The following is a 15,288-nucleotide window of genomic DNA, read 5'->3' as shown; positions in this document are numbered from 1 at the left end:
CTTAACTATTTATCTTCTATATACTTAATTTCCTCTAAAATTGTATTTTCTAATGAACACTGTCTATCCATTCTTAAAGAAGCATTTTTAGACATTTTTGAGAAAATCTCTGGATTATTATAGAGCGTCTCATAAGCTTCTACAAAAGAACTTATATCTTCATTATTGCATAATAACCCCTCAGTTTTATTCTGTACAAATTCTGGAATTGCAGTATTATTCGATGTCAATGGAATTAGCCCACTACTCATCGCTTCACACATAGAGACCCCCTGAGCATCTTGTCTCGTCGGACATAAGAATATACCATATTGATTATGAAGCTTTGCTACCTCATCTTGCGTTAAAAAATTATTCTTAATTTTAATATTAGAATAGCCTTTAATTTTATTGGTTAAACTATTAAAAAATTTTCCAGTTCCGTATATAGCAAATTCTAATTCGCCAAAATACTCTTTTTTACTAAGCTTCTGAATAAATTTTATACTCAAATCATTTGCATATTTTTTATTAGCAAAGCTTCTTATTAATAAAATTTTTTTTCGCAACTCTGGATTTTTCTCGTGATATGAAAAAGTATCTTCATCTATAAAATTTGGAATTATTATATAGTTTTTTATTTCATAGTTTATATCAGCGCAAGTAACATTTCGCATCCATTCAGATACAAATATAAATTTTGCATTCTTATTATTTTTAGCAAAGTTTTTGAAATTTCTCAATTGTTTAGTGTTTTCATATATATACAAGGGTAACCTAGGATTCAAATTGAATAACCTACGTTTCCAGCTCAAAGCTTCAAAACCATGTACCCAGATATAACACTCCTGATCACCAACTATATCGGCTTTATCTTGATCTAAGAAATGAATTAAAATAGCATCATATTTATTATTAACTAACTTTTGCCTTAAATTATCCTTATTATCCCTATTGACTAATATCCCTTCATATTCATAACGCTCTGTGCTTTTACTTATACAAAAAACTTCAATATTAATTCCAAGTTTTTTATATGCTTTAGCTCTGCTATGTACAAACCCCATTACGTTGGGATAATTCATGCTAGGATAATCTGAAGATAGAATTGCATATCTCTTCTCTTTCATTAATTTTTTTCCTTTCAGTTATAATTTAAAACCATAGCTTTTTTTGGTAATAAGCCTTTTTAATAAATAGTAGGCATACTTACTAAAGTCATAAACAGTGATAGAGGAATTTCTATAAATATTTCGTGTTTCTGTCCATTTCTTGCAACGTAAAGCACAATTAATTTGTCCTAAATCTAGTATCTTATTAACCAACAATGCCTCTTCTCGATCCAAATTATTAATGATATGTTTCATCTTTGTTCTATAATAATTATCAATATCTATTAATTCATCATAAGAATATTGTCTTTCACGAATCTCATTATGGATTAAAAAAGTAGAAGTATCTATATACTTTATCTTACCTTCTTTTAAAATTCTAACCATAAATTCTAAGTCTTGATTTCTAGTAAAGCTTTCATCAAATCCCTTAATTCTTGCTACGGCAGAGCGTCTAACCATAAAATTTGATCCCGATCCTACGTAAAGATTCTTTGTTAAAGCTTGTAAAAATACATCTCCTTCAACTCTTTCTGCCGATTGTTGGAATTTTCCATGTTGATCTATTTTATCATAAGCTGTGTAACACATTGCCCACTCATCTGAAAGCCTATCTAATGTCTCCGCTTGCAAACGGATTTTATCTTCATAATACTCATCATCATCATCTAAAAAAGTAATATACTTTCCATTTGAGTTTCTTATCCCGGTATTCCTTGCAGCACTTCCATTTTTATTATCAGAATGTTGTATTAACTTAAATTTCGAATCATTAAAAAATTGTCTTAAATTATTAAGTGTTTCTTCTTTATCTTTGCTATCTTTATGGTTATCGTCAACAACTATTACTTCAAAATTGTCATAATCTTGATTAAGAGCGCTATTTACTGCGCGGCTAATTCTGTCAGGGCGCTTATACGTTGGTATAATGATAGATACTTTTGTATGTTCGTCTACTTTCAAATAAACTACCCCTTTAATTCATTCTCATAAATTTTATTAATTTTGTTTTTTACATTTTCTACATTGAATTTCTTAATTGCTTTTTTATTATAATCACTCATTTGAATACGCAAACTACTATTATTAACTAATATATTAATAGCTTCTTTGAAGGCTTCGATATCATCAGATTTACATAAGAGTCCACCTTTTCCTTCACTCATTAAATCAACATTTCCTCTAATCTCTGAAACAATACAAGGCAAACCAGATGCCATTGCTTCCATCAATGAGCGTGGCAATCCCTCTTGTTTAGTTGTAAATAAGAATGCGTCAGATATTTTCATCAGTTCATTTAAATCCGTCTGGAAGCCTAAAAACTTAACTTGATTGTCGATTTGTAACTTTTTAGTGACTTCTTTTAATTCTGTTTCTTGCTCTCCCGTCCCACAAATTAAATATTTTATATTTTTATTGTTTGTCTTAGCAATTGCTTCAAAAGCAACCTTATAATTTTTTCTTTCAACTAAATCACCTGCTGAAATTAGCACAAAATCTGAATCATTTAAGCCTAAGGATGCTCTTTTTTCGTTCTTATTTACTTCTGTATTGGCAAAGTATTCTGTATCAATCCCGACTCCCGGTACATAATAAACTTTTCCATTATTTCTTAGTTTGAACTTTTGTGCTGCTTCATAATCTTCTTGATTCATCGTAATAATAACATCTGTCCAACGAGCCATTAATTTTTCAGCCCATTTTAAAACAGTATTATTGAATAGTGGCGCTCCCTTATAAAAATGGAAGCCATGGGCTGTATAAATAATCTTATTCACACCATTAAATTTTCCAGCGAAGCGGCCTATTATCCCTCCTATTGGAGTATTACAATGTATAACTTCAATATTTTCTTTTTTTATTAAAGTATTTAAATTTTTAAAAGCTATCCAATTTTCTTTAAAATCAGTTAAACTACGATAAGTATGAGAATCATATAGATGTACTGGTAGTTCCGCTTTCAGTTCCTCAGGATTATTTCGATTTATACCAACCCATACATCGTAGCCTAATGATAGAGCGGACTCTAAACAAGGCTTACTTACATTTGGAAACTTAACTAGAGACCTATCGTTTAATTGTTCCTGATTAGGTTTCGTACTATTTCCGATAAAAACGTAACTTGACAAATTAATTCTCCTCATCAATTGAGATTTTTATTTTTTTAATGGCTAATTCAGCAAATCTAGCCGCTTCATTTGCGGTTGCTGCCTGTGTAATCACATAGCCTACTCGATCATTACTGCTCTTCACCTTTGAAACTTTATCACCAATATTTTTATCCATGTGAACTTGAATAACAGCTTCACAAGCCAAAGCTTCATCTAGTCCTTGAATATCAATAATTTTCCCTAAATCGCTTTTAATAAATCTTATTGCTGAAGCTTTTTCCCACTTAATCTCTAAATCAGGTTCTTCCGATAAAGCTATTTTTATACAAGCTTCAACCATATCCACTCCTGTAGATAATGGGGTTAAATCACTAGTAATAAAATCTCCACCTAATCTAGCTCCGATTTCAACAATTTTTGGCCCGCCTTTAGTAACTTTTACCTCAGTATGCGTAGGGCCATTTGAAATGCCGACTGCATTAATCGCTTGATTAGTTATATTTTTTATTTGATTTATATATTCTTTAGGTAGTTGAGAAGGTTGAGTATGTCCAATTTCTATAAAATATGGGGCATCAGTTGTCATTTTATCTGTAATTTGAATAATATGATTCTCCCCATCAACACTAATAGTCTCAACGCTAACTTCTGGTCCTTCCATATATTCTTCTACGAGAAGATATCCACTCTTGGAGTAACGGATTGAGTAATTAAAAATTTCTTCTAATTTATGATAGTTAAAACTCTCTATTAAATGAATCCCTCGACTTCCTGAACTATCAGCGGGTTTTGAAATTGCTTTAAACCCTAAACCGTCTAATTCTTTTATAGCTGACACAAATTCATCTACTGAATCCACTTTAAAATATTTTGGTATTGGAACGTTTTTATTGAGAAGTGCTTGTCTCATAAAGAGTTTATTAGTTGATTTTAGAGCTGAATCTACTGTGATTCCCTTTAGATTTAGCTCTTCATTTACTGCTGCGATAGATTGCATAGGCATATCTGTTGCCATTGTCATAATACCGTCTATTTTATACTCTTTTGCCGCCTTTATGATATTAGGTGTATCGATAGTACTAATAATCTCATGCATTACATTAGGTATCTTAAATCCAGGAGCATCAGGATTATAGTCTAATACAATCACTTCATGGCCTAAAGCTAGTGCTTTTTTTATAGCAGGTATTTGTAAATAACTTCCACCTAAAATCATTAATCTACTCATTTTATATATCCCTTACCATTTTTAATTGATTATTATCATCTTCTTTAGCTACTTTGAAATCTAACTTTTCATATAGTTGAATAGCTTTAACATTAGTTATATCTACATGTAAAACAATCTTTTTAAAATTATTCTTCTTAACTAGCTCAATTGCTTTATTAACTAGTTTTTTTGCAATCCCTATACCCCGATATTCTTTTAGAACATAAACATTACAAATATAAGCCTCCTGAGTTTTATTATTATTACAGTACACATTAAGTAATGCAATAATTTCATTATTATCTAATACTGCTAACAAATTACCGTTTTCAATAAATTTAATAATCCCGTTTTTTAATTCTTTGTCGGATAATTGTCTTCCAATTTTTTTATTAAAATTCCAAACTAGGTGATAGGCATTGTCAAAGCTATTAATCTTCACTACTTCAAAATAATCTAATGGAACATCAGTTATACTAATACGATGATCGGATTTGTAGATGAAATATCCTTGATTATTAATTTCAACATTTCCTCTAGCATTTTTAAAATGTTTTGTATTTATATTACTTTCAACACACCAATTTTCATTTTTAGAAATTTGAAAAAGCTTATTTAAATGCTTATTTTCCATTGTGTAGTAATAAATTCCAGTATATGCAATAGTGTTAATATCTTTAGGTTGGAAGATTCCTAAGCTACATTTAATTGCTTCTTTATAATAATCAAAATCTGTACTCATTACAGTGAGTTTATCTGCTATATGGTCTCCTCCCCCACGAGCTCCCACTTCAATGAAGTAAATATCATCATTAATTATTTTAAGTTCTAAATGTGCCATCCCGCATGTAATACCAACAGCTTGTATAATTTCTTTTGCAGCAACATTTATTTTTTCTCTGAATTTTTTGGTTAAGTTTGCGGGTTGATGATGAGCTATCTCTGTAAAATATGGTGGACCGGAAGTAACTTTATCAGTAATTTGAACGACATAAGTATCTTGTCCATCACTTATGCATTCAATTGAATACTCATTTCCCCCATCTAAATAGCCTTCAATTAGTATCTCTCCAGTAAGAGATGCTTCTTTTGCCTCTAACAATGCTTGTTGCAATTCTTCTTCACAACTAACTAAAGATATACCTTGTTTACCGCAAGAATCCACAGCTTTAACCATAATCGGAAAGTCTTTTATATCCTTATCATCATAAAGATAATATTTAGGTTGTTTGACTTGAGTAACTTTATTTACACACTCTCTCATTAAATATTTATTATTACATATAAAATAGGGTGTGCATTTGTTACCGGGTAAATCTAATTCATTTGCTAATTCAGCAGCAGATTTCGTTGTTATTTCACTTGAAGCTATTACTCCATTGACATGTAATCTTTTGCATTCACTTTTCATAGTATTGACGTCAAATATCGAAACAGGAATAAATATGTCAGCTAGACTTTTTGCTATCGAATCTTTCCCACCAAATGCAATAGTTTCTATATTCATTTCTTTAGCTTTTTTCAAAATTGGTTCCGCAGCTTGACCAGCACCAACCACAGCTAACACATGTTTCATACGACACTTCCTAACTATGATAAATATTTTCTCTTAATAGAACAGTTTTAATTGTTTTTAAAACTATCTTTGCATCCAAAATAAAATTAAGATTATTTGCATAATATGAATCAATTTCCTCTTGCCTCTTTTGATTAATAGAATTTCTATAATAAGCTTGAGCATATCCGGTTAGTCCCGGTCTAACCATTAATCTATCCTTAGCAAAACCTTGAGGTGTGAAACCTTTCACTGGAAGGAATGGTCTCGGTCCTACCAAACTCATATCTCCTACTAAAACGTTCAACAACTGCGCAGTTTCATCTGAACTCGTTTTACGAAGAATAGCCCCCACTTTAGTTAATCTCGGATCATCTACAGCATTAAAAGTCGAACCATCTTTATTTCTTATATCTGGAGCATTAACTTTCATTGAGCGAAACTTATACATCTTAAATATTTTTCCATTTTTTCCAAGTCTCTCTGCATTGTAAAAGATCGGTCCCCCATCGTCGATTTTTATGAGTAGAAAGACAATTAAAAATATAATTATCCAAAATGGAAGAGCGAACAATGCAATAATAAAGTCCAAAGTTCTTTTCATGTATTTTCTATAAAACATTCTTTGCCCTCAATATATTAATAATATTATTGATAATATACGCTACTTCTTCATCTGTTAATAAAGTATGTAAAGGTAAACTAATTTCATTTTCATACATCTTATATGCATTTGGATAATCTTTAATACTAAAGCCTAAATTCTTATAAGCTGTCATCATTGGAAGAGGCTTATAATGAACATTGCTAGCGATTCCTACTTGTGCTAACTCTTCGATAATTTGGTTTCTTGTTTCTGTATCAATTCCATTAATTCTTAATAAGTACAAGTGACCACTAGATTGCCTTTCATCAGAACTATGTTGTAAGTAACTTGTTGGCAACTTATCGAAAGCTTCATTATATTTCTTAATGATTTCTTGGCGGCGAGCCAAAAGTTTTGGATACCGTTTAAACTGTGCTAAACCGATTGCAGCGTGCACATCTGTCATATTTGCCTTGAAATTAGGAGCAACAATATCATACTCCCAAGCGCCCAATTTAGTTTTAGCTAGAGCATCTTTACTCTGTCCATGAAGAGTGAGTAACATAAATTGTTTATAAATGTCTTCATTATCTATATTTGGTATATCTTTCCAAGTAATTGCTCCTCCTTCTGCTGTCGTAAAATTCTTTACAGCGTGGAACGAAAAGCTTGTAAAATCAGCTACCTCACCAGACATTTTCCCCTTGTATGTTGCTCCAAGAGAATGTGCAGCATCTGCCATAACTATAACACGGTCAAATTTTTCTTGAAGAGTTCCTTGACTAGGTTGGTACAAGGATTTTTTATTCTCTACAATTTCAAATATGCGATCATAATCACACATCATTCCTCCGATATCCACCGGAATAATAACTTTAGTGTTCTCAGTTATAGCTTCTGATAACTGATCATAATCCATCTCAAAGGAATCTTTAGCTGTATCAACCAAGACAATCTTAGCACCTACGTGATCAATAACGCTCGCACTGGAAGTATAGGTATAAGCAGATGTAATTACTTCATCGCCAGGTCCAACTCCTAACAAACGCAAAGTCATTTCCATACATGCAGTTGCAGAATTCATTGCAGCTGCTTTATTTGTATGACAAAATTCAGCTATCTTTTTTTCTAATTGCTTAGTTTTTGGTCCTGTAGTAATCCAGCCAGACTTCAGTGCTTCTACAACATTTTCTATCTCCAATTCTGTAATATCCGGTGGTGAAAAAGGTATTTGCATTATCATTACCCCCTATATTGTTTGAAAGGGGCATAAAGCCCCTTAACTCTCATATTCAATTACACATCCCGGTGCACAAAGCTGGTCAACTTCTCATTGAGGTCGCCCTGGTCAGTGACCAGGTCCAGGCTTTCAACGAAGGCTTTGATTTCTTCGAGACTCTTATTATGGACGCGGCCGACGAAGATGTTTTCGTCGATTTGCCGGTCGGTGGTTTCGTCGTTGAGGAGGAGTTCTTCGTAGAGTTTCTCCCCTGGCCGCATGCCGGTATATTTGATTTCAATTTCGTCTTCTGAGTGACCGGACAGGGCGATCATCTTCTTGGCCAGGTCCTTGATGTAGACTTCTTCGCCCATATTGAGGATGAAGAGCTCGCCCCCTTCTGCCAGGGCGCCGGCCTGGATGACCAGTCGGCTGGCTTCGGGGATGGTCATGAAGTAACGGCGCATGTCCGGATGGGTTACGGTGACAGGGCCTCCCGCCGCGATCTGCTTCTTGAAGAGCGGGATGACCGAGCCCCTACTCCCCAGGACATTGCCAAAGCGGACAGCGGAGAAGGTGGTCTGGCTGTCCTTATTGAGGCCCGTAACAATCATTTCTGCAATCCGCTTGGTGGCCCCCATGACATTAGGTGGGTTGTTGGCCTTGTCGGTGGAGATCATGACGAATTTCTTGACCCCCGCCTTTTCCGCGGCCTTGGCTACATTGTAGGTCCCATAGATGTTGTTCTTGACCGCTTCGGTCGGATTCCATTCCATGAGGGGCACGTGCTTGTGGGCCGCTGCATGGTAGACAATATCTGGCTGGTAGCTCTGCATGAGAAAGTCCAGGTGGTCTTTGTCCTGGATGTCCGCAATGATTGGCGTGAACTTGACATTGGGTAAGTCCAGGTTGCGGAGCTCCTGGTTGATCAGGTAGATGGAATTCTCCCCGTGACCTAAGAGAATCAATTGAGCGGGACCGAAGCGAACGATCTGCCGACAGACTTCGGACCCGATCGATCCCCCTGCCCCGGTCACCATAATGACCTGGTTGGAAATAGAATCGATGACGGGTTCGTCGTCCAGTTCGATTTCCTTCCGTCCAAGGAGGTCGGAGATTTCTATCTCTTTCATGGCCATCTTATATTCGCCGGCCAGGACCCTTTCCACCTCAGGCATCTGGTTGACGGTGATGTCCAGGTCATTGCCTATCCGCACGACCTGTTCTACAACTTCAGCTGGCATGGAGGGAGCGGTGATAGTGATCATATCGATGCGTTTGTTGTCAACGATCTGGGGAATGTCTTCAAGCGTTCCTAGGATGGGCACGCCTTTGATATAGATATTTTGTTTTTGTGGGTCATTGTCGACCGCTCCAATGATAGCATACTTCTCAGGGTGCTTGGAGAAGTTCTCGATGAAGAGGTTGCCGGCCTGGCCTGCCCCTACAATAAGGAGGCGGGTGGCTTCGTCTTCCGCCATCTTGACGCCATTCTTCCGGTCGATATAGAGCCGCCAGATGACTCGAGTCAAGATCATCCCCACTGTCGCGAAGAGCAGGAGGAGGAAGAGGTAGCGGTGGCTGATCACGGTAAAGAGGATGGTCCCCACGATGAAGGCCCCCGCCCCAGCGATCAAGTTAGCGACGACAACTTCCTGGGCATCTCGCAAGCCGAAGAAATGGACCAGGGCGGAGAAGTTGTGGAAGTAGAGGCCCGCTAGGACATAGATCAGATAGTAGATGCCTGTGACGATGGAATAGTGACCAAAGTCGGTAGCGACATAATACTTAATTAAATAAACGATTAAGAGGGCTCCTATGCCCACACAGACCAAGTCGTTGAGCATGAGGATGAGTTTTTTTGTTTTCCGAGACATGTTTCACTTCCTATTCTAATTACATGCACTATCAGGAAGAGTCAATGGCTGCTTAAGTCGGCTTAATCTTCCTCATGGCCATAGCCATAACCGTAGCCATAACCATAACCGGTATGGTCTTTGGACACGCCATTGAAGACCACGCCTAGGATATTGGCTTCGGCTGCGTCGAGCAGGTCCTTGGCCTTGGTAATATTAGGGCGTTCCGCGATTCCTTCCCGGGCCACGAAGACGACCCCGTCGACCTTGCGCGAGAGGATCTGGGAATCGGCCACTGAGAGCAAGGGCGGTGCATCGTAGATGACCAAGTCGAACATGGTCTCTAGGGTCTTCATCAGGTCGTTCATCTTATTAGATTGGAGCAACTCGGATGGGTTGGGTGGCTTGGGGCCAGCGGCTAGGACATAGACATTAGCTTCCGGCACATAGCGGATCATGTCCATGGTCTGGGCTTCGTTCTGGGTCAGAAGATTGGTCAGCCCGTAATTGGTCTTCAGGTTGAAGGTGTTACGGACAGTCGGCTTGCGCATGTCGGCATCCACTAAGAGGACCCGCTTGCCAGTGTCGGCCATGACGGAGGCCAGGTTGGCAGCCACGGTGGACTTGCCTTCGAAGGGCCCGGTTGAGGTCAACATGAGCGAGTTCAGGGTCCCGTCGACCATGGAGAATTCAATGTTGGTCCGCACGGTCCGGAAGGCTTCTGAGATGGGATGGTTGGGCTTGACTGCCGTGATCATGGAAGCGCCCAGACGCTGGTTACGGTTGAGTTGTTCGAGTTTCTTTCCTTTGCGGTTGAACATTAGTCCTCGCCTCCTTTACGGCGACGGAAGGTCCGGCGCGCTTCTGATGTTTTTTGGTTAGAGAGGGACTTGAGCCGGGAGTCGGCCAATTCCTTGTCTGAGATCTCCGGAATCATACCGAGTACGGGCAGGCCGATTTGGTCGAAGAAGGCTTCATCCTTGACGGTCCGGTCTGTGGCGTAACGGATGAGCTGCCAGATGACCCCGATGGCTCCCCCGATGATAGCCCCAATCAAGAGGTTGAGGATGGGTTTAGGTGATACCGGTCCTTGGGCAGGTTCCGCAACAGTGAGGATCGATACGTTGTTAACATTCATGATCCGTTTGACTTCTTCGGAGAAGTGCTTGGCAATGGAGTTAGCCAGGGTCGCCGACACTTTGGGTGAGGTGGACTGGACGGTTACCGAGAATACCAAGGAATTGTTGTCATTTTGGACGCTGATCATGTCATTTAGCTCCTGGACACTAACATCAGCTCCCGTCTCTTCGATTACCTTCTCTAAGACGACAGGCTTCTTGATAATGCTCTGATAGGTATTCAAGAGCGTTAAGTTCGCCTGGAGGGTGGATTGGTCCACCTGTTCACTGTTTGAGTTGGTGTCGTTGACTACCAAGTCGGTCGTTGATTGATACTTAGGGGTCATCACGACAAAGGTCAGTACAGCTGCAATAGCCAAGCCTACCACGGTGGTGACGATGATCCGTCCTAAGCCCTGCCGTAGAATATGAAAGAGTTCTACTAGCGAGATTTCTTCAGTCGTTTCCATATTGCCTCCTCATCGGTGCCGACTTTCTGGCACCAGCTTCTATTCACAAAAAAAGGTCGTCTAAAGTTAGCTCTCTTTTAGCCGACACTTTTTTTACACTATCTATAATCTTAAAGGAAATTATAAGATATTTCACTCTTTTTTCACACTTTTTTTATTACAAATCTGTGACAGTATACATTTGCTTAACAATTGACGTCTATGAATATATTTGTGATCGAGATTATGATTTTGAAATTGTGCAGGTGAGCATCCGTTCCGTCTTGAAAGTGATCGTTAAAGAGCCATGGAACCGGTTCGGGCCACGTTCCCTCACCTAGCGAGCTTCAAACGGCTAGTACGGCCCAAAATAATGGGCCTACTATCCGTAATTCACATCGCTTTCTATTTCATGGCTAACGATCACTTTCAAGCTCCACTCCTGCTCATCAAGGAATTGGTTAAAGAGTTTTTATATGTTATTTTAGCTTCAGGAAATGCAGACAATATGATTCTATAAAATATTTTATTTTTTCTGCATGGTACTGTATCTAAAAGCATGACCGAATAACTTAAGACTAAGTATTTTTTAAACATAAAAATCCCCTTAGTACAGATTTTTCTGTCTAGCTAAGGGGATTTTAATTGCTAATTATTTTTATCCTGACTGTAGTTAATTTAGCAATAGTCATGATGGCCATATATTTTTGAGCAGTAGCGGAGTTTGAGTTTGGTCGTTAGCCGCGAACAAGCAAGCGATGTGGATTAGGGATAGTCGGCGTAAGCCGTTACTAGCCCTTTGAGTCTCGCTAGGTGAGAGACCTTGGCTCGAACCGATGCCGCAGCTTTTCAACGACCAAACTCAAAGCGGAGCGGATGCTCTAGCAGCATATGGCTAAATCTCTATTTCCAATAGTCGAGCTGGCTGTCGTCGAGGCCGATATTCTTGGCGTAGAAGACGGGTTTTCGGCCGGCTTTGCGCTGTTTGCTGTAGTCGGAGAGTGCGACCAGGGCTGTTTTGGATAGGATCAGGATGGATGGTAAGTTGATCAGGGCCATGAGCGCCATCATGACATCCGCCATTAACCAAACCAGGTCCGCTTCTTGGATGGCGCCTAGGAAGATGATTCCAGCTGCGGCCAAGCGGAAGGCGACCATGAAGGAGGCCCGGGGCATTTTGCCGAAGATATAGGCCAGGTTGTTATCCACATAGTAGAGGTTACCGATCAAGGTGGTGAAGCCAAAGAGCATGAGTGAAATGGTGATAAAGAGATTGCCGTAGCCGCCCAGGAAGGTTGAGAGAGCGGCTTGGACATAGGGGGCTCCTGATAATTCAGCTGCTGGTTGGACCCCTGAGCTCAAGCACATAAAGGCGGTTGCCGAGCAGATGACCAGGGTGTCGATGAAGACGGACATCATTTGGACCAGACCTTGCTTGACTGGGTGGGAGACATGGGCAGCAGCTGCGGCGTTAGGCGCTGACCCGATCCCGGCTTCGTTGGAGAAGAGGCCACGCTTGATCCCATACATCATGCTGGAGCCTGCGATTCCGGAGAAGATGGCCTTGAAGTTGAAGGCATCCTGGAAGATGAGCTTGAAGACGGTGGGCATGTAATTGAGGTTGAGGATGATCATGAGGACTGCCACCGCCACATAGATCATCCCCATGAAGGGTACGAGGAAGCTGGTGAACTGGATGATCCGCTTGCCCCCGCCGAGGACGCAGTAGGCGGTCACAAGAGCCAGACCTGCTCCCACTAGAATTGGTGTCCACTGTGGGCTGTAGAAGTCATAGATCTGGAAAGAGTCGCGGAGGTTGAAGGCAGCCAACATGTTGAAGCCCACTGCATAGGTCAGAATCAGGAAGATGGAGAAGATAATCCCCAGGGTCCGGCTGTGGAGGGCCGATTCGATATAGTAGGACGGGCCACCATAACTCTCCCCAGAGAAGGTATCCCGGCGCTTATAGATCTGGGCCAGGGTCGACTCGATGAAGGCTGAAGCGCCTCCAATCAGAGCCACGATCCACATCCAGAAGACGGCACCGTAGCCGCCCAGGCAGATGGCCGTTGCCACCCCGACGATGTTCCCCGTTCCTACCCGGGAAGCGGTTGAAATCATCAGGGCCTGGAAGGAGGACACCGATCCCTCTTCTTCCGGCGCTTCCAGCACCACCTGGATAGCCTCCTTCAAGTTGCTCAATTGGATAAATTTCGTTCGGAATGTGAAATAAAGGCCAATTCCAAGTAACAAGACAATCAAGACTGGATAGTATAGGAAGTCGCTGATTGGACTTAGGAAGCCTGTGATCATTTCTGACATCCAAATCTCCTCCTCTTTAAATAGTTTTCTTTTACTTTAGAATAAGGGAAGATATGATTGCCGTCAATTTCAGATAATGATTTTATGATTGGTTATGCTTATGATAGGACAGGAGATGTAAGTTTTTATAACGTGATTCTTGGGCGATTTGTTGTGATTTTGGGAATTTAGCTGGCGTTAGATTTTATAACGCTGTTGGCCAATTTTTGAGTGATTTTATAAGATAGGACAATTATTGTACCTCTGCGAGATAGATTTTATGACATCTTTTTTCTTTTGATGAATTTTAGACTTTTCCGTTTATATATCATTAGGAGGGATATCATATGCAGAAGAACCATGAATTATTATCTTTGGAAATTTTAGAGGGCCGCCAGTGTTTGGATGACGATCAGATAGAGCGTTTGCAGGCCCTACGCCATGGCTATTGGGGCGAATGGGAATTTCACCGGATTTTGAAGAAGTATTTGACGGGCGACTTTGTTTTGCTGACAGACTGTTACTTTGGCGCGACCAACGCCACTCAAGTCGACGCCGTCCTGGTCTGCCCCAGCGGCTGTTACCTCTTTGACGTCAAGAATTACCGGTCGCCGGTCCGCTATGAGGCGGGGACTTTTTACCACAATGACAAGCTCTGGCGCCACAATATTTTTATCCAGCTGGAGCGGATGGTCGACCGCTTCAACCAGGAGCTGGCTGGCTTTGGCCGCCCTTCAGGCAAGCAGGGCTATCTCGTCTTCATTAACGAGAACCACCAAGTGACGGTGGATGACTCTTTCGACCACGGTGTCTTATGTCGCAACGATATCTTGACCTTCTTGAAGGACGTCTCTCGGGAACCAGGGCGCTACCGGACGGACCAGCTCCTACGCGCCGTCCAAGACAAGCTCCTGCCAAACCCCTACGAGCAGTGCCAGCTCACAACTGACCACTGGGCGCGGATGCAAGGTGGGATTTATTGTTGGCGGTGTTGGGGCGCGCTTGGGGATATCTACCATCGTAAGAAGATCACTTGTCAGGCATGCGGCTTTGTCGAAGATTCAGAAATCCTAGTCTATCGTCATTTATGTGAACTTGCAGTGCTTCTTTATGACCAACCGCTGAGTTTCTCAATGGCAGAATATTTTCTAGGCAATAATTGTGCTGAGCGGAGATTAAATCGAGTCCTAGCAAAATATTTTATTCGGATCAAACGTAATACCTATCAAAATCCTTTTAAAAATGATCCGAACTTGTATGATAAAATTGTTCGTCCTATTGATTTAGAACAAGACTACTACCGTATTCATAATAAATATTTGACTTAACAGAAATAACGAATGTTATCCAGAAGCTTCAATAGATTAATAAAGTAGAGGTATTATCATATTCGCTATAATTTAGCGATACTCGCTTCAGATACCGACATATCCCTTTCGATTTGTCGGTTGCTGCCTAAGTTACCGACATATCCTCTTCGATTTGTCGGTTACTGCCTGAGATACCGTCATATCTCCTTCGATTTGTCGGTTGCTGCCTAAGTTACCGACATATCCTTTTCGATTTGTCGGTTATTGTCTAAAATACCGTCATATCCCCTTCGATTTGTCGGTTGCTGCATCTTTTATTAAGAACTGGCAGTTTCTCAATGAGTCACCGCCATTTCCATCAAAATTTAGCAGTCACCCACACCCAGCACCACCATAAGGTCAAAAGCCGAGGCCCCAGCCTCGGCTTTCCTCCTTCTTCACCCAAAATAAGGACGGCGGGCCAGCGCCCGCCAACCCCTTCT

Annotated in this window: 13 protein-coding genes; 1 reads left to right on the top strand and 12 read right to left on the bottom strand. The window is 40.2% G+C overall.

The window, feature by feature from the left end; translation table 11 throughout:
- Window positions 1-5: 5 nt before the first annotated feature.
- The 12 genes from QP339_RS05190 to QP339_RS05140 form a co-directional block, all read right to left on the bottom strand.
- The gene (locus tag QP339_RS05190; protein WP_284910675.1) at window positions 6-1,109 is read right to left on the bottom strand and encodes a glycosyltransferase family 4 protein; all 1,104 of its coding nucleotides are present in this window, start codon (window positions 1,107-1,109) and stop codon (window positions 6-8) included.
- A gap of 18 nt (window positions 1,110-1,127) precedes the next feature.
- A complete protein-coding gene (locus QP339_RS05185; RefSeq protein WP_284910674.1) occupies window positions 1,128-2,054 on the bottom strand; it encodes a glycosyltransferase family 2 protein in 927 nt (308 codons plus the stop codon).
- Between the two features lie 5 nt (window positions 2,055-2,059).
- Window positions 2,060-3,220, bottom strand: a complete 1,161-nt coding sequence (locus QP339_RS05180) for a glycosyltransferase family 4 protein (protein WP_284910673.1) — start codon at window positions 3,218-3,220, stop codon at window positions 2,060-2,062.
- Window position 3,221: 1 nt separating this feature from the next.
- Entirely contained in the window at window positions 3,222-4,430 is a 1,209-nt protein-coding gene (locus QP339_RS05175; RefSeq protein ID WP_284910672.1) for an ATP-grasp domain-containing protein, read from the bottom strand.
- A gap of 1 nt (window position 4,431) precedes the next feature.
- Window positions 4,432-5,823, bottom strand: coding sequence for a GNAT family N-acetyltransferase (locus QP339_RS05170; RefSeq protein WP_350225026.1), 1,392 nt, complete (start codon window positions 5,821-5,823; stop codon window positions 4,432-4,434).
- 100 nt (window positions 5,824-5,923) lie between these two features.
- Window positions 5,924-5,995, bottom strand: coding sequence for a 4Fe-4S binding protein (locus tag QP339_RS09645; protein ID WP_350225025.1), 72 nt, complete (start codon window positions 5,993-5,995; stop codon window positions 5,924-5,926).
- Window positions 5,996-5,998: 3 nt separating this feature from the next.
- Window positions 5,999-6,589 carry a sugar transferase gene (locus tag QP339_RS05165; protein WP_284910670.1) on the bottom strand — a complete coding sequence of 197 codons (591 nt, stop codon included), beginning with the start codon at window positions 6,587-6,589 and terminating at the stop codon, window positions 5,999-6,001.
- Complete coding sequence (locus tag QP339_RS05160; RefSeq protein WP_284910669.1) at window positions 6,579-7,790, bottom strand: DegT/DnrJ/EryC1/StrS family aminotransferase; 1,212 nt, start codon at window positions 7,788-7,790, stop codon at window positions 6,579-6,581. The genes QP339_RS05165 and QP339_RS05160 overlap by 11 nt, the downstream gene beginning before the upstream one ends.
- A gap of 59 nt (window positions 7,791-7,849) precedes the next feature.
- The gene (locus tag QP339_RS05155) at window positions 7,850-9,649 is read right to left on the bottom strand and encodes a nucleoside-diphosphate sugar epimerase/dehydratase (protein ID WP_284910668.1); all 1,800 of its coding nucleotides are present in this window, start codon (window positions 9,647-9,649) and stop codon (window positions 7,850-7,852) included.
- A gap of 62 nt (window positions 9,650-9,711) precedes the next feature.
- Entirely contained in the window at window positions 9,712-10,449 is a 738-nt protein-coding gene (locus QP339_RS05150) for a CpsD/CapB family tyrosine-protein kinase (protein ID WP_284910667.1), read from the bottom strand.
- Window positions 10,449-11,216, bottom strand: a complete 768-nt coding sequence (locus QP339_RS05145) for a YveK family protein (RefSeq protein WP_284910666.1) — start codon at window positions 11,214-11,216, stop codon at window positions 10,449-10,451. Before QP339_RS05145 ends, QP339_RS05150 begins: the two co-directional genes overlap by 1 nt.
- 882 nt (window positions 11,217-12,098) lie before the next feature.
- Entirely contained in the window at window positions 12,099-13,517 is a 1,419-nt protein-coding gene (locus tag QP339_RS05140; RefSeq protein WP_284910665.1) for an alanine/glycine:cation symporter family protein, read from the bottom strand.
- A gap of 326 nt (window positions 13,518-13,843) precedes the next feature.
- Here QP339_RS05140 and QP339_RS05135 point away from each other — a divergent pair, with 326 nt between their 5' ends.
- Window positions 13,844-14,824, top strand: a complete 981-nt coding sequence (locus tag QP339_RS05135) for a nuclease-related domain-containing protein (RefSeq protein ID WP_284910664.1) — start codon at window positions 13,844-13,846, stop codon at window positions 14,822-14,824.
- Window positions 14,825-15,288 lie beyond the last annotated feature (464 nt).

Origin of the sequence: Aerococcus sp. UMB7834 (assembly GCF_030215145.1) — a bacterium.
GTDB lineage: Bacteria > Bacillota > Bacilli > Lactobacillales > Aerococcaceae > Aerococcus.
This window is presented reverse-complemented; position numbering and strand designations above follow the sequence as displayed.

What these genes read in the sequence shown, in the direction of transcription:
- QP339_RS05190 (WP_284910675.1), bottom strand. Translation starts at nt 1,109, where the DNA reads ATGAAAGAGAAGAGATATGCAATTCTATCTTCAGATTATCCTAGCATG.
- QP339_RS05175 (WP_284910672.1), bottom strand. Translation starts at nt 4,430, where the DNA reads ATGAGTAGATTAATGATTTTAGGTGGAAGTTATTTACAAATACCTGCT.
- QP339_RS05170 (WP_350225026.1), bottom strand. Translation starts at nt 5,823, where the DNA reads ATGAAAAGTGAATGCAAAAGATTACATGTCAATGGAGTAATAGCTTCA.
- QP339_RS05165 (WP_284910670.1), bottom strand. Translation starts at nt 6,589, where the DNA reads ATGTTTTATAGAAAATACATGAAAAGAACTTTGGACTTTATTATTGCA.
- QP339_RS05160 (WP_284910669.1), bottom strand. Translation starts at nt 7,790, where the DNA reads ATGCAAATACCTTTTTCACCACCGGATATTACAGAATTGGAGATAGAA.
- QP339_RS05155 (WP_284910668.1), bottom strand. Translation starts at nt 9,649, where the DNA reads ATGTCTCGGAAAACAAAAAAACTCATCCTCATGCTCAACGACTTGGTC.
- QP339_RS05150 (WP_284910667.1), bottom strand. Translation starts at nt 10,449, where the DNA reads ATGTTCAACCGCAAAGGAAAGAAACTCGAACAACTCAACCGTAACCAG.
- QP339_RS05145 (WP_284910666.1), bottom strand. Translation starts at nt 11,216, where the DNA reads ATGGAAACGACTGAAGAAATCTCGCTAGTAGAACTCTTTCATATTCTA.
- QP339_RS05140 (WP_284910665.1), bottom strand. Translation starts at nt 13,517, where the DNA reads ATGTCAGAAATGATCACAGGCTTCCTAAGTCCAATCAGCGACTTCCTA.
- QP339_RS05135 (WP_284910664.1), top strand. Translation starts at nt 13,844, where the DNA reads ATGCAGAAGAACCATGAATTATTATCTTTGGAAATTTTAGAGGGCCGC.